13 protein-coding genes and 1 tRNA gene are annotated in these 17,662 nt (G+C 52.6%); 6 read left to right on the forward strand and 8 right to left on the reverse strand.

Translation table 11 applies throughout. From position 1 onward, the window contains the following. The first annotated feature begins 215 nt into the window (after nt 1-215). The 3 genes from SH668x_RS18180 to SH668x_RS18190 all read left to right on the forward strand — a co-directional run bounded on the left by SH668x_RS18180 (nt 216) and on the right by SH668x_RS18190 (nt 3,543). The gene (locus SH668x_RS18180; protein WP_437188583.1) at nt 216-833 is read left to right on the forward strand and encodes a UbiX family flavin prenyltransferase; all 618 of its coding nucleotides are present in this window, start codon (nt 216-218) and stop codon (nt 831-833) included. Between the two features lie 181 nt (nt 834-1,014). After that, nucleotides 1,015-2,043, forward strand: coding sequence for a DUF1559 family PulG-like putative transporter (locus tag SH668x_RS18185; RefSeq protein WP_437186484.1), 1,029 nt, complete (start codon nt 1,015-1,017; stop codon nt 2,041-2,043). 288 nt (nt 2,044-2,331) lie between these two features. Continuing rightward, entirely contained in the window at nt 2,332-3,543 is a 1,212-nt protein-coding gene (locus SH668x_RS18190) for a cofactor-independent phosphoglycerate mutase (protein ID WP_437186485.1), read from the forward strand. Nucleotides 3,544-3,689: 146 nt separating this feature from the next. On the opposite strand, the gene hemB is transcribed toward SH668x_RS18190, so the two are convergent. The 3 genes from hemB to SH668x_RS18205 all read right to left on the reverse strand — a co-directional run bounded on the left by hemB (nt 3,690) and on the right by SH668x_RS18205 (nt 7,934). Beyond that, nucleotides 3,690-4,679, reverse strand: coding sequence for a porphobilinogen synthase (gene hemB, locus SH668x_RS18195; RefSeq protein ID WP_437186486.1), 990 nt, complete (start codon nt 4,677-4,679; stop codon nt 3,690-3,692). 71 nt (nt 4,680-4,750) lie between these two features. Continuing rightward, a complete protein-coding gene (locus SH668x_RS18200) occupies nt 4,751-7,381 on the reverse strand; it encodes a tetratricopeptide repeat protein (RefSeq protein ID WP_437186487.1) in 2,631 nt (876 codons plus the stop codon). Nucleotides 7,382-7,619: 238 nt separating this feature from the next. Next, nucleotides 7,620-7,934, reverse strand: a complete 315-nt coding sequence (locus tag SH668x_RS18205) for a hypothetical protein (protein ID WP_437186488.1) — start codon at nt 7,932-7,934, stop codon at nt 7,620-7,622. A gap of 507 nt (nt 7,935-8,441) precedes the next feature. Here SH668x_RS18205 and SH668x_RS18210 point away from each other — a divergent pair. Both SH668x_RS18210 and bioF read left to right on the forward strand, forming a co-directional pair. Next, the gene (locus tag SH668x_RS18210; RefSeq protein WP_437186489.1) at nt 8,442-9,620 is read left to right on the forward strand and encodes a M24 family metallopeptidase; all 1,179 of its coding nucleotides are present in this window, start codon (nt 8,442-8,444) and stop codon (nt 9,618-9,620) included. Nucleotides 9,621-9,703: 83 nt separating this feature from the next. After that, entirely contained in the window at nt 9,704-10,873 is a 1,170-nt protein-coding gene (gene bioF / locus SH668x_RS18215) for an 8-amino-7-oxononanoate synthase (protein WP_437186490.1), read from the forward strand. Between the two features lie 147 nt (nt 10,874-11,020). Here bioF and SH668x_RS18220 read toward each other — a convergent pair. Beyond that, nucleotides 11,021-11,094, reverse strand: a tRNA-Val gene (locus tag SH668x_RS18220). A gap of 718 nt (nt 11,095-11,812) precedes the next feature. Between SH668x_RS18220 and SH668x_RS18225 the strand changes: the two genes are divergently transcribed. Continuing rightward, nucleotides 11,813-13,930 carry a sigma 54-interacting transcriptional regulator gene (locus SH668x_RS18225; RefSeq protein WP_437186491.1) on the forward strand — a complete coding sequence of 706 codons (2,118 nt, stop codon included), beginning with the start codon at nt 11,813-11,815 and terminating at the stop codon, nt 13,928-13,930. Nucleotides 13,931-14,035: 105 nt separating this feature from the next. Here SH668x_RS18225 and SH668x_RS18230 read toward each other — a convergent pair whose 3' ends face one another. The 4 genes from SH668x_RS18230 to SH668x_RS18245 form a co-directional block, all read right to left on the reverse strand. Further along, nucleotides 14,036-14,446: a hypothetical protein gene (locus SH668x_RS18230; RefSeq protein ID WP_437186492.1), complete on the reverse strand. Its 411-nt coding sequence runs from the start codon at nt 14,444-14,446 to the stop codon at nt 14,036-14,038. 22 nt (nt 14,447-14,468) lie between these two features. After that, nucleotides 14,469-15,281: a 2-amino-4-hydroxy-6-hydroxymethyldihydropteridine diphosphokinase gene (folK, locus tag SH668x_RS18235; RefSeq protein ID WP_437186493.1), complete on the reverse strand. Its 813-nt coding sequence runs from the start codon at nt 15,279-15,281 to the stop codon at nt 14,469-14,471. A 278-nt stretch (nt 15,282-15,559) separates the two neighbouring features. Continuing rightward, a complete protein-coding gene (greA, locus tag SH668x_RS18240; RefSeq protein ID WP_437186494.1) occupies nt 15,560-16,045 on the reverse strand; it encodes a transcription elongation factor GreA in 486 nt (161 codons plus the stop codon). 292 nt (nt 16,046-16,337) lie between these two features. Beyond that, complete coding sequence (locus SH668x_RS18245) at nt 16,338-17,408, reverse strand: ParB/RepB/Spo0J family partition protein (protein ID WP_437186495.1); 1,071 nt, start codon at nt 17,406-17,408, stop codon at nt 16,338-16,340. Between the last annotated feature and the right edge of the window lie 254 nt (nt 17,409-17,662).

A 17,662-nucleotide genomic window follows, 5' to 3' on the forward strand; every position in this document is an offset into this window, starting at 1 on the left:
AGATTCCCAATTTCTGCCAGAGAACATGACTATACAAAACAGTTGGAGTGATGTGCAGCGTCGATCGGCACCGTTCACCAGCATCCAGATGCCAGTAGATGGAAAACTGGATTCCTGAAATTTCAGAATCAACACAGTCTGCCGGAGAGGTAGGAATCAACTATGCTCCTGGGAACTCAACGAGTTTTGTTCGCATTACTTCAGCAGGCATTGTTATGCACCCGTACGTTCTCGCAATCACCGGTGCCAGTGGTGCTGCTTACTCAATCAGGCTGCTGGAGGTCCTGCTTTCTGCTGGACATTCCGTTGAGCTGACGATTAGTCCTTCGGCTACGATCGTTCTCAAAGCTGAACTCGGCCTGACTGTCGACGTCAACGCCTTTGATTTGCAGCAACTCCTCCCGAACCTCGTCCCAGGTGCAGTGTCCGGGAAGTTCCGCTATCACCATTTCCAGAATTTCCACGCAGGAATCGCAAGTGGTTCTTTTCTGACGTCCGGAATGGTGATTTGCCCCTGTTCCATGGGAACGCTGGCGAGTATTGCAAATGGGTTATCAACAAACCTGATCCATCGAGCAGCGGACGTTCACCTCAAGGAGCGTCGGAAGCTGATCGTCGTCCCCAGAGAGACACCTCTCGGAAGCATTCAACTCCAGAATATGAAAACACTTGCAGATGCAGGTGGTGTCATTCTCCCCGCCATGCCGGGATTTTATCACCAGCCAAAATCGATCTCGGATCTGATTGATTTCGTGGTCGCGAGGATTTGCGACCACTTGGGAGTCCAGCGTGATCTGTCCCCACGGTGGGGCACTTCGAGCGATTCGGTCTAATCGCCGTAAACTGAAATCAGAAAACTCAATTTGCCGTCATTTGGAACGCCTGATACGATACATCATGAGTCTTTATGACAAAAAGTGTTCATCGCTTGTCGACGCGAGGTAAGGTTGTCGAAACGCGTCGACGAATCTCACGAACACGAACTACAAAGAGTCTCGCAAGGAGATTGGGTGCATGTTACGACGAAACACCATCGGTCGTTCAACGAATTCGAAGCGGGCAGCGTTCACGCTGATTGAGCTGCTGGTGGTGATTGCGATCATCGCTCTCCTTGCAGCGATGCTGATGCCAGCTGTCCAACGGGCACGCGAGTCGGCACGCCGCGCTTCATGCAACAACAATCTTCGCCAACTTGGATTGGCTGCCCAAAATTATCAAGCTGCACACGGGGTCTTCCCCTCGGGTTGGATTATTCCCGACCAGGACACCGATGGCGACGGTGCGATTGATCCGACCTATCCGGATTTCGCACTTGGCGGATTCACTTCGCCCATCACGGTCCCAGTCGCAGCGGGAGCGGCTCAACCAAAACCGACAGCAAGCGCCGTCGGTCAGAGCTATATCAATTCATGGATCTACGGAGGTAGCTGGGACTGGAAAGCGATGATGCTTCCACAGTTGGAGCAGAGCGTATTGGCCATCGACTTCAGGCTGCCGAAGACCGCTCACGTTGCACCGACTCCACCTCTGGATAGCAACTGGGAATACATTCAGGCTCCGATCGCAAGTTACGTCTGTCCAAGCGCCGCACTCCCGAGCCCCCGCCCAAGTAACATGGGGTATTCAAACTATCGTGGAAACATGGGAGCTTGGACACAAGCTGACAACTCAAACGTCGGCCCGCTGAACAACGGACTATTCTTCGCCAACTCCAGCCTGAATCACGGGTCGATCACAGACGGAACATCGAACACCATCATGTTCGGTGAATCGCTCGTCGGCTTCTGGGGAGACAACTATTCGAGCGTCGTACGAACACGAGACGATCAACCGGGATTCAATCGCTTCTGGACCGGGACATCTGGTACCCCGAACGTCACCGGAAACGTCTACTTCTTCAGCTACGGAAGTTATCACGATAGCGGAAACAATTTCTGCCTGGCAGACGGTTCAGTAAAGGCGATTTCCACGAACATCGACACGAACACGTTCTGGGCACTCTGCACGCGAAACGGACACGAAGCGATCGGGCAGAGTTTCTAACATCCTCCCGAGATTGGGGCATCAACGCCGACTCATCAACAAAAACGTATGTCAACGCCCGCTTTTTACAAGCGGGCGTCTTTTTTCCATCAATGATGGAAGTCTCCCCATCTGGGGGATAAAGTGTCGCTACTCTGAAGCAGGAACTGCAGCTGGCCACCTGACCTCGCTTCTGCTTGAGAGGTACTCACCCATTGCGTGCCCGCGCAAGCCGTCATTCGGCTGTTCAAACGCTAGCCTCCAGGTGGAAGGTTTGTGGCATCAACAATCTGAACTGGTTTTGATCTTATGAAGTTCGTGCTCGTGATTCCTGATGGTTGCGCAGATGAGCCACAAACATCGCTCAACGGTCTCACCCCATTGCAGGCAGCCAAGGTTCCTCACATGGACTTGATTGCCCGATCCGGAACTGTCGGCCTGACTGACAATGTCCCTGTCTCCATGCCTTCCGGTAGCGACGTCGGGACAATGAACCTGTTTGGTTACGACCCTCTTGTCTACCACACAGGACGCGCACCTCTTGAAGCTGTTGCCCAAGGCATTGAACTAGGCCCCGACGACTGGGCAGTGCGATGTAACCTCGTCACTGTCGAATCTGAAAAGATGAAGAGTTTTACATCTGGTCAGATTTCCAACGCAGCCGGCAAAGCACTTCTGGAATCGATGCAACAGCAGATTGGTATCGATTCGAAGTGGCAGTTTGCACCAGGTGTGAGCTACAGAAATTTGCTCATCTATCGCCCGAACGGGGATCCCGCACCGTTTGATTCAAGTACACTGACGACTCCACCCCACGATATCACAGACCAGGAAATCGCTCCTCACCTTCCTCAGGGAACCGGTGCCGCTGAACTCCTCAGTCTGATGACTCAAAGTCGTGACGTCTTCGCCGACCATCCCGCGAACGTCGAACGAATTAAAAAGGATGAACTCCCTGCGACACAGGTCTGGCTCTGGGGGCAGGGGAAAACTCCAGCCCTCGTCAACTTTGCTGAACGCTTCGGAGTCTCAGGAGCAGTGATCACTGCGGTGGACCTACTGCGAGGCATCGGCCGTCTGCTCGGATGGAGTGTTGTTGAAGTCGAAGGAGCGACAGGCTACCTCGACACCGATTACGCAGCCAAAGGTCGAGCCGCGATCGAAACCCTCAAGAGCGGCGTCGATTTCGTCGTTGTGCATGTGGAAGCAACAGATGAGGCCTCACATGAAGGCCACGCTGATGAAAAGGTGAAAGCACTGGAGCAGATCGATCAGCACATCGTCGGCCCCGTGCACGAGTACCTGAAATCGCAAGGGGATTACCGCATCCTCGTCTGCCCTGACCACCCGACATTCATTCGAACGAAAACGCACAGCCACGGATTCGTCCCATTCGCAATGTGCGGAAATCACGTCGCTCACAACGGGGCGGCAAGTTACGACGAAGTCGCTGCCGCTCAGACGGGAGATGTCATTCAGGAAGGGCACAACCTGATGGGACGATTTCTTCAAAAATCGTAGCAGGCATTCCGCTGCACCCCATCGATTTGAGAAAGGATGCAGAGAGAGAACTATCCTGAGAAGGACTGCCGACTGACTTCTTAAACTTCGTTCTGCCTGTGAAAGAGGCCGCAGAGATTTCAATGCGGCCTCTTTTCTTAGGGCAATTACTTTTCCGCCAACCATCGAGCGACATCTTTTGCGTGGTAGGTGAGGATCATGTCTGCACCTGCCCGCCTCATGCTTGTTAGGATCTCCAGCGTCACTCGTTTTTCATCGATCCAGCCGTTAGCCGCTGCTGCCTTCACCATCGCGAACTCTCCGCTCACGTTGTAGGCAGCGAGTGGAATCTCCGGATACGCTGACTTGACTCGCTGAAGGATATCCAGATAGCTCAAGGCGGGTTTCACCATCAGGATATCGGCCCCTTCAGCAACATCCAGCCCCACTTCTCGCATGGCCTCATTGCCATTGGCCGGATCCATTTGATACGTCGCACGATCGCCGAACTGGGGAGTGCTTTCCGCCGCTTCTCGAAACGGACCGTAGAACCCGGAAGAGTATTTGGCCGAATAACTCATGATTGGAATGTGACTGAACCCCGCAGCATCCAGGGCATCACGGATGGCTTCGATCATTCCATCCATCATTCCACTGGGAGCAATCATATCCGCGCCAGCGCGGGCATGGCTGACTGCCTGCTCCTGCAATAACGCCAACGTCGCGTCATTATCAACATCTTTCTGGCCGCCAATTTCGTGAATCACGCCGCAATGGCCATGATCGGTGAATTCACAAAAGCAGACGTCAGTGATCACCAATAATTTCGGGTCAATTTCTTTGATCGCCTGAATCGCTCGCTGAACAATTCCGAAATCAGTGCAGGCGTCCGTTCCGACCGCATCTTTATGTTCGGGAATTCCAAAGAGGATCACCCCTGGAATCCCGAGCCGACTGATCTCATCAATTTCCGTCTTCAGATGATCGATCGTCATCTGAAAATGTCCGGGCATGGACTGAATAGGAATCTTCTGACCTTCGCCGAACCGAACGAACAGCGGGAGGATCAAATCCTTCGCAGAGAGAGTTGTCTCTCGCACCAGCTCCCGAAGTTGAGGGTGACGACGTAGGCGTCGAAGTCGTAACGATGGAAACATTGAACAAACACTCGTTTCATTGATGATTCAAAAAAATTCTGCCGGGGATGCCCGCGTCGAAACGGAACAAATCAAGCTTCGCCGCCGCTGATCAGCTTGCCGGCTCCGTTCTCGCTGCGCCGATATCCCTGCCAGACAACTCCGGGACGCTCTCGATACGCGTCCTCGCCTTCATCGACGTGAATCACAACTGCAGGCTGCTTCTCACAGACGTTCTGGAATTCCAGAATATCGTTGATCGCATCGTCTTCGTTCTGCGCCAGCACTCCCCAGTCGATCAGATACTCAGTCCAGTCTTCCTGACCGACCAGACACCCTTCAGAGTGCCTCCAATTCGCCTCTAAGGGTTGACGAAGTTGCACACGATAGAATTTCACATCGTCAACTTCTTCGTTCTGTTCACGATACGCCTCCAGATACTCATCTGAGAGAAGTCCTGCTCTCAACAGCCTTAACGCCGCCCGCTTACGGAGGGGATCATCTTCTGGCCATTCGCGAATCGTATCGCACATCGCTTCCGACAACCGAACCAATCCGTGCAATGACAAATAATCCACGTCCACAAAGCTGAGATTCAGGAACTCCTCGAGCTCTGCTTTCGCATCGGCATGCAGTCCCATCTGATCCAGTGCGCACATTCGGATGACGTGAAGGTGCATCTGCCCGGGAGGATCAAAATTCAATTCCTCGTCCAGTTCGACCAAAGACTCTTCAAATCGCCCCAGACGGAAATACGCGAGTCCACGGTAATAGTGAAACCACGATTGTTCCTGATCCGAAAGACTTCGATACCGGTCTAAATAGGTGAGCAACATGTCGTACTGCATGAGTTGCAGTGCCGTCATCGCTGCCTCCCATGCAACGTGTGCGTCTGTTGTCCCTTTTCTCAAACTGAGGTCCAACACAGCGAGTGCATCCCGCGGTCGGTCTGTTTCGCGGTAGATATCCGCCAACTGATGTGCAACGGCGCCATCTTTTCGGTCCAAACGGAAGGCCCGAGCAAATGCCTGCTCAGCGTCCCCGGTCATTCCTTCTTCAAGGAAAAATGTTCCTGCTCGAGCGAAGTTCCGCGGATGATTCGGATTGATTGACATCGACAATCTGAACCAGACTTCCAGTTCAGAAACCTTGATCAGCTTCTCGAAACTTTCTTCATCGGCACTTAAAAAGAAATGCCCAAGTGACGCGACAACACTCAGCATCACCGCATCATCAGGGAACTGAGTCTTCATCTGAAGCGCCCACTCCCAGACTCTCAACGCTTCCTCTGTTCCCTGAGTCACATACCGAGCAAGATGAACAAGGTAGGCCGCATCACCTGCTTCCTCAATATCGCCTGCTTGATGACTGAGAATCTTCTCCAGAATCACCTGACGTGCTACTTCATCCTCAGCGGACGCCAGAATTTCCTGCATATATTCGGCAAGAATCCCGGAAAGTGGAGTCACTGTTTCGACGACATCATCAGCATCCGCGTCACCAATTTCATCATCGAGATCCAAGGCAGCGTCTTGAAGCCCCACTTTTTCGCTATCTGTCGATTCATCCGAAACCGCTGGCCCAAACACTCCGCAATCTGCATTCGCCACGAGTGGAACCGCACAGACTCGAGTCTCAGGGTCCATCAGAACTTTGAGGCGTCTTTGCGTGAGATGATCCTGTGCTTCAGCCGCCTTCGCTTCAATTCCCTTTGCCAGAGTTTCAGCCCGACTCCGCTTGTCCGATAGAAGATACGCAGCGATTAGCCGCAACCGGACTTCAAACCAGTCGTCGAGACAACCCGCCTGGGACAGTGTCTGATCCCACTGAGTCAGGATGTTGATCGCTTCCTGGAAATCTCCATTCACCGCATGTTTCAGCGCAGCGAACTTAGCGCGAATCAATTCAAACCTCGGCCATTCCCCTTCCTCTGGGAACTCTGATGGATCGAGTTCCGGAGTCGACTCGCCCTTTCCGAGGAGCAATCGCACCTCGTTCATGGCAAGAGTCATGATCAGTTTCGCTCGCTGCTTGAGATAAACATTCTCAGCAGTACTGACTTCCAGTCCCTTCTCGAGATCGGACTCAGCGTTCAACAACCTTCCTTCAAGCGCGTTGACCCAGGCCAGTCGCTCATAGGCCTTCCAGCGTCGATCCTGACTTTCCCGCTCCCGACCTTCCAGCAGGGTCTGGCACTGGTAACGCACCATCGGCATATCATCCGATGCGAGATAGACGTCAGAGGCATAAATCCGGAAACACTTGATGCACTCCAGCTTTCCAGTCTGCCGACAAACCTGAATCCCTTCGTTGATGCACTCGTGCATGCCTGTTGAGTTGTATCCGGACATCAGGCCTGTCGACTCGGCCAAGTTGTCATAGGCACACGTCGACATCCAGGAACAGACCCAACTGTAAATCCCTTCGTCGAGCGCAGGTTCGATTCGACGCGCCTGTTCCTCATCTTGAAGCAAGACGATGAGTTTTACCGCTGCCTCACGTGTCAATTGAGGATCAAGTAATCCCTCTCCAAATCGCATCTGATTGAAGAGCGCGTACATGTATTTGACGACGTTCCCCGAGTTCTGAGCCAGTCTGAGTGATTCATTCGTGGTGCGCAGGGCTGTTCGCAATTTGGACTCTTTGAACAGCGCTTCCGACCGGTCCTCGAGTTCCTGCAGTCGACTGTTGATACTATCAGAATCATCATTGAAATCGTTCACGTCATCCCTTTTCAGGTGAAAGTTGAACTCCATGGTGCTGAATAGTTCGCTCGGAAGCAAGAACACTGCAGGCGATCGGAATCACTGACACTTCGGGACGATTTCGAAAAGCAACATCACCTCACGAAAATACAAAATCCCGTGTTGCGTTTTGTCCCAAAAGACAGGCAACACGGGAGCGGGATTTCAATTGTTTGATTCTTACAGGGCGGCAGTCGGAGTCGGTCCTGCATCACGACTATCGAATGTAGAGACCGAAGTTAGGTGTCGAGAGACCGAATCCAGGAGCAGAGTACACGGGGTACCCGTAGACTGGGGGTCGCACGACTGGAGCGTAAACCGGGCCTCGGTAACCTCCATATCCACCATAGCCGCCGTAACCACCATACCCTCCTCCGTGGTGATGGTGGTGGTGATGCCCGCCACCGTATCCTCCATAACCACCATAAACGGTTCGAGATCCCCCCCTTGGGCCATGTGCTTCAGCATTCGCTGCCACACCTAAAGTTGCAAACCCAACGACCGCAGCAGCAACCATCATGAACTTTGTCATCTTTGTTACTCCTTCACCTTTGTTGTTATCTATCCATTCCCGGCGATTCTCGCTCTCGCGGTTAGTTTCCGCCTCAGCATGCCAAAAGAGAAATGCACATCTGGGCCCAAACTTCGGCAGATTCTGCCGAAAAACTCAAAACACATTTCTCTAAAAAGACTTACAACAAACAAACAACCTCGGTCGCCATATTGACCACTGTCGCAAAAACGACAATTCGACATCACATTGACAACAAACAGTCGCAACACTTGCGACAACACATTGACGCCTCTACACAATCTCGAGCGACTCTTAATTTCGCTGTACCGAAGATGCCGCGAAAATCAGACTTCAACTCCGGTTTGGCTGCGACACAATGAGGCGGTTGCCGAAATACACGCTACAATCCCAACATCACAACGACTCATACCGACACATGTACTGCAACTGTTCCTGAGAACCGACTACCGATTCACTCAAAGAACATTGCAAACAGTTCTGAAATGACTTCTGAAAGAGACCGAAATGCTGACTCGTGAAGGATGCCTCGCTCGGCAAGAACGCCTGTGGAACTCCGTCCCCGCAGCGATTGAATGGTTGCTGATCGCTGACCCTCGCCACGTTCAATACCTGTGCAATTTTCTGGTCCAACCGCTCAGCTTTTCAAATGGCGAACGAGCCCTGCTACTCCTTGAACGGGGTGGAAAATCAACACTTCTTGCAGACAACTTCACCTTCCGGTCCGCGTCCAGCGAGCCCTATGTCGACAACACCGCAATCACGACCTGGTATGATCACAAACACTCAATCATTAATCGCGATCACGCGCTACTCAAATCCCTGAGTAGCGTGACTTCGGGACTCAACGGACGAAAAGGACTCGTGGAAGCGGAATGGCTCCCACTAGGGGCCGCTGCTCTCCTCACCCCGCAGGATTACGAATTCTCCACCAGCGAAGAATCGACTTCACCCGGAAATTCAATCGACTTGGGAACAATCCTCCGTACGCTTCGCCGCTGCAAAGATGCAGATGAAATTGCACTGCTAAAAACATGCATGAAGGCGGGAGAAGCAGGACAGGCCCGGCTGTTTGAAGTCATCAGAGAAGGAATCAGCGAACTTGAGATTTACACGGAAGTTGCACAAGCAGCGAACCTCGCAGCAGGTCGCCCTGCAGTGGTCTACGGTGACTTCCGAGCATCTTTCGCGACGGAATGGAAAAACGGGGGTCTCCCCAAGAACGGTGGCCGCAAGCTCCAAAATGGTGACCTGTATGTTCTCGATTACTCCGTGATGCTCGACGGCTACCGAAGCGACTTCACCAACACCGTGAGCGTCGGTGAACCTTCTGATGCAGTGAAAACAATGTTCTCGCTCTGCCAAGCGGGTATGAAAGCTGGCGAAGAGACACTGAAAGCTGGCGTGGCAGCATCTGCAGTCCACAAGGCAGTCGCCAGCCCGTTTGTCAGCGCTGGCCGCCCAGAACTCTTCACCCACCACGCAGGCCATGGAATCGGACTGGCACACCCGGAAGCGCCAATTCTGGTCCCAGAAAGCACTGACACACTCGAATCTGGCAACATCATTACACTTGAACCGGGAGCCTACGCTGAAGGAATCGGGGGAATGCGAATCGAACGCAATTACCTCATTACCGAAACGGGCTACGAAACATTGAGCCACCACGACATTCGCCTGACATAGCGAGCAATTTCGTTTTTCTACTCCACAAGGGAGGCGTGCACTCAGGCACCCTCCCTTTTTTCTGTCCTGAAACACCAATTGCCATGTCTCAAAACAACTGGCTTCAGGAAAGCCTGACTGAACTCGAAGCCAAGGGACTACGAAGGCTCCGGAGAGAATCGCATCCACTCTCGGGAGGACGCGTCGAGATCAATGGGAAGACCCTCTGGAATTTCGCCGCGAACGATTACCTCGGACTTGCCTCAGATCCCAGATTGGCAAGTGCAGCCATCGAGGCGATCCGCGAATCAGGGTTAGGATCTCGCGCCAGCGCACTCGTCACGGGTCGCTCGCAATGGCACGCCCAACTTGAATCGCATCTCGCTGAATGGAAAGGAGCGGAAGCAGCGATTCTGTTTCCATCCGGATACGCTGCAAATCAAGGAACGATCGCTGCACTCGTTGGCAAGAGCGATGCCGTCTACTGCGATCGACTCAACCACGCCAGCCTAATCGACGGCTGCAAAATCTCTCAGGCCCGCTTCCGCGTTTATCCACACAACGATACCGCTGCACTTCGTCGAGAGCTCAACAAGGGAACCGCTTTTGAACGCCGACTCATTGTCACTGACTCAGTCTTCAGCATGGATGGGGACTTAGCGCCACTTCCTGAACTCGCCCAGCTTGCTGACGAATTCGACGCGATCCTACTTGTCGACGAAGCGCACGCATCTGGCGTCTTCGGAAATAGCGGGGGAGGGCTCCTCGAACACTATCAACTCCACTCCGACCGCATTGTCTCAATGGGAACACTGAGCAAGGCAATGGGACTCCAGGGTGGCTTCGTCACCGGAAGCGACTCGTTGATTGACTGGCTTTGGAATTCAGCACGAACCCAGATTTACTCCACAGCACTCCCGAATCCTATTTGCGCAGCGGCAGTCGCAGCGATCAACATCATTCGAAATGACCCCCTCCCGAGAACACATCTCCTGCAGCAGTCGCTACGCGTCACAGACTCCCTTCGCAACCAAGGATGGGAGATCCCTGACGGCGCAATGAGCGCGATCATCCCCATCATTATTGGAGACGCTTCGCAAACAGTTGTGTTTGCCAAACAGTTGGAAGAGCGTGGAGTTCTGGTCGCTGCAATTCGGCCGCCAACGGTTCCCAATGGAACATCGCGTCTTCGAATCTCCCTGAGCGTCGCTCATGGAGAAAACGGAATCAACGCTTTAATCCAAGCGATGTCGGACCTCCGACGAGCGAGCTGACTCAGGCTTAACCATGTGTCCCCCAAAGCCCACCAAATGAGGGGACAAAAAAAGAGTGGCCAGCATTGCATCAAGCGAATACTGGCCACTCTTAAAATCCGTCGTTTCACTCTCTGGCAGATGGCTGAAGAGCTTTCAACGAACCAGTGCGCCCGACTGGACTCGAACCAGTGACCTCATGCATGTCAAGCATGCACTCTAACCAACTGAGCTACGGGCGCGTGGGAGGGAAATGTAACTGCCAAGCAGGAGAGGGTCAAGCGGGTCGAGGGATCGGACCGCAGCATTTTTGAGTTCCCATCTTGCACTTTATCTGCCAATTGCAGAACCAACGGTGTCTCCGCCAAAAATTGAGTCGAATCAATAAAAAAGCCCGCGAATTGTAAAATTCGCGGGCCCACCGTACCTCGGAATGGAAAAAAACAAAGACGATTACACAAACAACAGAAATCCGATAGGATGACACGGCGACGAATCGGGAATAATCAGGAGAACCAGTCCTGCAATCTTCGCGCCAACTCGAACAAAATCGTAGAACGCCATATCCCATTATGTTTCTGACGCACTTCAAGGGTATCCATTCTCAAAATAATCGGGGATTCCCCTATTTAACTAAAAGCTGATGCATTTTAAAACACAGCAAAACTAATCAGAACAAAATCTGTCTGCACCGAAATAAATCACCCCGTCAACATAACGCTCACAAATCACTCTTTCTCACGTTAATTGCCCATATGGCATCTGATCTGCTCTAAAACTGACCAACTTCAGGATGATTTGCTTGGGATATGCCACAATTGAGCACGAAGCCTCGGTGCTTTTTGCAATTGGAAGGAAAACCCCGAGCAAATTCAGCCAGAGTTAGACTTAAAGAAGGATTCGGTCAGCTCATTCGAATGACTGACCTGGAACATTCACCTGCCGCAGGCGTAATGGAATATGGAATTATCGGAAATGACTGGGAGCGATGGACGAGGAGCCGAGTCTGCATTCCTGGTCATTCAACGCGGCGATGCGCGACTAGAGGTCGTTGAATTGACGCCTGGTGGCCGCTTCACAATCGGTCGAGCTCACACCAATCGCATCGTTCTACCTGACGCAAAATGCAGTCGCCTTCACTGCGAAATTTTCTCAAGAGCTGGTGAATGGAAGCTGAGAGATCTCGGAAGCCGTAACGGCGTCACAGTGAACGGGAAGCGGCTCGAAGCGGACGAATCTCTCGACTATGGAGATTCCATCGGGGTCGGTTCATGCACCATGCTGTTTACCGATCGCCCGCGTGATGGCAGCCAAGACATTCCTAAGAGCGATCCCTCGATCGACGTGGAGTCTGGCTACGAAATCATCGAACGGAAATCTGGAACGCAGTACGACATCCAGCATGGAATGGAGCGAGTTAACAAGAACCGGGACGACGCGGCAGCGTTGTTCCGCCTAGCTCGTTCGATTTCCTCAAGCACAAGCGAATCGGAACTGTGCCACAACGTTCTGGAGTCACTGGCAATTCGGACGGGCGCTTCGTTCGGGGGCATCATCATCACCCCTGCTGGCGACCCAGACCCTGACATTGAACGAATGGCCCCGATCGCTGTTTACGGTCAACCTCCTGCGACCGGCTTCTCAACCTTTCTGACTCGCATTGCGCTTGATGATCAGGATGCAATTCTCGCCCATGATATTTCCAAAAACGCGTCACTCGCGTCACAGCAAAGCCTGCAAGCACTGAATGCAGAGAGTGCGATCTGTGCACCGATCCGCCACCACAAGAAATCGCTGGGAGTCATCCACCTTTACAGCACAAACAGCACTGCACCAATGACGCAAAGTAGCCTGGAATTCGTTCTCGCTGTCGCGGATCACATGGGGGATCAAATGTCCGCCCTGCGTGAACGATTGGAACTCGAAGTCGGACTCGATCGGGCCAGGCAAATCGTCGTCGATCTTCAGGATCAGCTTGAGGTCGGCAGTGAACTTGTAGGTAACAGTTCAAAACTCGAGGAGCTGCGGCGTTCAATCGCTCGCGTTGCCCCCACCGATGCATTGGTTCTGATTCGCGGTGAGAGTGGTGTTGGAAAGGAACTGGTCGCTCGCGCGGTTCACTTTAACAGCCTGAGAAAAAACGGACCATTTGTCTGTGTGAACTGTGCGGCGTTGACCGAGAGCCTGTTAGAAAGCGAACTGTTCGGACATGAAAAAGGAGCGTTCACGGGAGCCTCATCCAAGCGATCCGGGAAGTTTGAGCAAGCACACGGCGGAACGTTATTCCTCGATGAAATCGGTGAAATGAGCCCTGAGATTCAGGCGAAATTTCTCCGCGTCCTCGAAGGACAAGCATTCGAACGAGTCGGTGGTGGCGAGCCCATCATGGTCGACGTCCGTGTCGTCACAGCGACGAACCGCAACCTTGAGGAAGCAGTCCGCGAACGTCGATTCCGTCGCGACCTCTTCTTTCGCCTTCAGGTGATTGAGTTGGAAGTCCTTCCACTTCGACACCACCCTGGTGACATCCCAGCGATCGCTCAGCACTTTGTTGAACGATTCGCTGCTCAGGCACATCGTCGAGTTCGCGGGTTCAGCACAGCTGCCATTCAAAAACTTCAGCGGCACGACTGGCCAGGAAATGTTCGTGAGCTGCGCAATGTCGTAGAACGAGCTGTCATCCTCAGCGACCACGAAATCCTTGGGCCAGACGACATTGTTCTGACTCGCTTGCGGTTGGATGATGACGAGAGTTCCACCACGACATCTCCCTCGATTCCAACATCGATTGCAGCTTCAGCGGAGTCTCCTCTTGAAACGAGCGTCGATCCTTCAATCGATCTGTGGGGAAGTTTCATTCAGCGGAGCACGACGCTCGACGACATGGACCGTCTCTATATCGAAGCGGTGCTGAAATCGACAGACTGGAATAAGTCTAAGGCGTCACGCATCCTTCAGATCGAACGCACGACGCTCGACCGCCGTCTCAAGAAGTACGGCATCGGTCGACCGGGCGGACTTCCAGACGACGAAGGCGATGAAGACGATTCCGTCAACGAAACCGTTTTTACTCAGTAATTCACAATCCGAAATTTGAATTTTCAGAATTCACGTTTCACGTAAATTGGCCATGACTGAACACCGCGGTGATTTTCAGTCATGGTTTTTTTGCTGAATGCAAAGTCAGCAATCATGTGAAAGCGGCTGAGTCAGCACGTTTATCACGAATGGAAGGCTGACGGCGATGCCCAAGGCTCCAATCGCCTGGGTTCGAAAAACTAACGAGAACAGGAGCATCAGCCCCCCAACAACGAAAGCGACTGCTGCCAGTTGAAATGAGATCCGAGTTGTACGATCCAAAGCCGTATCATCAAGAAAGAGCGACGCGATAAAAGCGAAACCACTCAATCTCCCTGGAAACACCACTCCAAGAAATCCGAACAACAGACCGCAAGCCGCGAAGAGTCCGCAGCTATTTAGAAACGACAGCAAAAAGTTCGATGCTACGATCGAAGCGGCTGAGAAATAAATCCCGGCAATCGCTCCACCCAGCCCGCCGACAAACCGCTTCATCATCTGGTCTAGCACTGACACGCCTCTCTTACATCTGGCCTGCTCAAAGAGACGGCGATTCCACTGGGGCGATCATCGGCGTCGGTGCGTCGAGTGCTGCATGAAGGACTTCACTGATTCGATCAAGTGCAGACTCCGCTGCCACCCGGATTTCTCGAGCACCAGCTACTTCTGAAGTTACCGCCTCTTCAACGAAAAATCGAATCTGCGAAGACAAGTGAGATTCGCCAACATGAAATACTACGGACTCCGAATCAAACCCTGACCGCAGCGAAGAAGTGAGACAATCAACGTAATCATTCTCTCCACCCACTGAAACGTTGAGTGGTCGCTCACGAATTCTTTTCCTCATTTCGAGTACCGATTCGACAAGCAATGGATGTCGCCAGTCCGGTTGAATTTCACACCAGGGATCAAGAACAAATCGTCTGTACCAGCAACCAGGGTGTGGGAGCCGAAGTGTCGCGAGACGCGTGTCCAGAGAGCTTGACACGGCTGGCTTGTTTTCGGTTGCTGTTTGTAACTGAAGAATCTGATCGTCGAAGTTCAAGAGATCGAGGTCAATTGTGCGCGGCCCCCAATGAGTCGTTCGCACTCGCCCTAGCTGCACTTCAATCGACTGTAGTTTCTCCAACAGTTGCAGCGGATCTCGCTCCGTTTCAACGAGGAACGCCCCGTTAATAAAGTCTCCTCCAGCATCGGCGCCGACGGCGCGGGTCGCGTAGAGCCGACTCGTCTTCAGCACGCGAACCCCTGAGTCTTCATTCAGAATCTTCACAGCGCATTGATACGTCTCAGGAACATTTCCGAGGTTCCCGCCAAAGGCAATCGCAGCGACAGAAAGCCGACTCATCATTGCGAGCATTCCAGCAAATAATCGAGGTGATCAATCTTCTTCGCACAGAATACGTACCGACAGAGTGGATTCAAACTCAGTCACTTAACCTGCGATGGCGCCAGTCATGGATCAGCCAAATACTTCCCTCACACGCTCGACCGGTTTGTAAATTTTACAACCGACCCCAACATCGATTTCTGAAACCGGATTTCCTCGGATAAGTGCGGTCGACAAACAACAGCGCCCAGCAATCGATGCTGGGCGCTGACATGCTTTGCGAAGTCGAAACGACTGTGTCACTCACCGTGATCTACGATTTTGACGACTTCGAATTTCATCGTTCCACGAGGCAAAGAGACTTCAACCCGGTCTCCTTCCTTCTTCCCCATGAGTGCGACTGCGATCGGGCTGGCCGTCAGAATCTTCATGACGTCTCCCGAGTAGTCTTCCTCACCGGGCCCAACAAATTCGTAAGTCTCTTCGTCCCCACCATCGAGTTCTTTGATTGTCACCGTGGAACCGAAGGTCACTTGCCCCTTGGGCATGTCTGCTTTATCGACAACGTAGCACGACGCGAGCTTCGCGTTGAGCTGATAGATCTTTGCCTGAACACGCCCCTGTTCTTCACGTTGCCCGTGATACTCGGCGTTCTCTTTCAGGTCCCCTTCGGCACGTGCATCTGCGATGTTCTGGGCAATCTGTGGCATCACCACTTCGTCCAGATGCTTAATCTCAGCTCGCAGTTTTTCGTAGCCTTCGCGGGTAATCGGTTGTCGGTCCATTTTACTCTATCCGTCTCAAACGCACTGACTAACAAAATGAAACCACGAGCAGAGGGCTCGTGGTGGTTCATTCTCAAGTTGTGTTATAAACGAACACGGAACGCGAATTGACGCGTCCCGTGTCTTGTACTGTGTTAACCCATTTCCAGCACGTTGTCCATGCTAGAATTGTGGATCCTGATCCGAATTCTGAAACCTTGACTCACGAGCGTTGCCGCGTTGAAATTCAACCATCGAATTCTCAATTGCACCACGATTTCGTACTTAGAATCTGAGTTTGCCCCACAACTGATCAGGCTGCATTGCGTCGCAACGTCGCGAGAATTCTTTCGAATTCTTGATTGTTGCCGAACGGGACCAGGATTTGGCCGCTTTCCTTGGAACTCAGTTTAATCTCTACCCGTACTCCCAGCAGATCCCTTAACTGAGACTCCAGCGACTCGACGTGGTTCGTGCGGTTCTGATCCACTTCCCGCATCTGCAAAATGTCACGTTCCGACTTGGACTCAGCTGGTGGAACTGGACTGGCGGAGACAGTCGCCTGAGCTGGCACTTCGACCTCAATAGCCGCTGGCATTGCGTCCGGCATCGATGGGGAGACAGTTGCCGATTCGGCCATAACAGGAACGTCGACTGCGGTTGCTGGCTGTGCGACTTCGACATCACGCCCCATCAACGATTTGACGATCGCTTCAGTCTGACGAACTGATAGCTGCTCTGCCTGAATTCGCCCTGAGAGTGCAAGTTGATTCGCTTGGTCCAGCGGGAGAAGTGCACGGGCATGACCAGCCGTCAGACGCCCGCTGTTGATCGCGTTCTTTATGGGATCTGGAAGTTCCAACAGACGCATCATGTTCGAAATCGTCGAGCGTTTCATGCTCAACTGCTTTGCAAGCTCTTCGACGGTACACTGGAACTGCTCGATGTAATCTTTGAACGCCTGGCCCTTTTCCAGATCATTCAGGTCTTTGCGTTTCAGGTTCTCTTCGAGCGCGTACTCGCAAGCGGTCTTGTCGATGACATCCACCACGCGACATGGAATGGATTTCAGTCCCGCCTTTTGGGAAGCCTGCCAACGACGTTCCCCTGCGATAATTTGAAAACCGTTTTCAATCGCGCGAACCAGAATCGGTTGAAGAACGCCATGTTCCTTGACGCTGGATGCAAGCTCACCGATCGACTCGGGGTCAAAATGCTTACGAGGCTGAAACGGGTTGCGGCTCAACTGGCTTGTCGGAATCTCCCGCAACTCTCCCTGAATCTCCTGTTGTGTTTCTTCATGAGCTGGAGCACCTCCACCAAGAAGAGCGTTGAGTCCACGACCGAGGCGACGTTGGGGAATGACTGGAACGTTTTCACTCATGGGAGCCTGTCTCCGTACAGACAAATTCAATTTTATTCTTCTTCAAAAGCCACCTGCTTCTTTCCTTGAAGCGCCAGCAACTTTTGATTGATCTCGAGAGTCCTCTCGGGGTGGAACAACACTTTGACGCCATCCCCGTGAGAGTCGAGCAGAAATCATTCTGCCGACGTTTTGTAATTCGGACGGCCCAGGGGAGTCTCTCCAGTGGAGTTGGGTTCCATTCGAGAGAACTTTTTTGAGCGGTAGTTTTCCAG

This window comes from Planctomicrobium mucosum (assembly GCF_051466335.1).
Classification (GTDB): Bacteria; Planctomycetota; Planctomycetia; order Planctomycetales; family Planctomycetaceae; genus Planctomicrobium.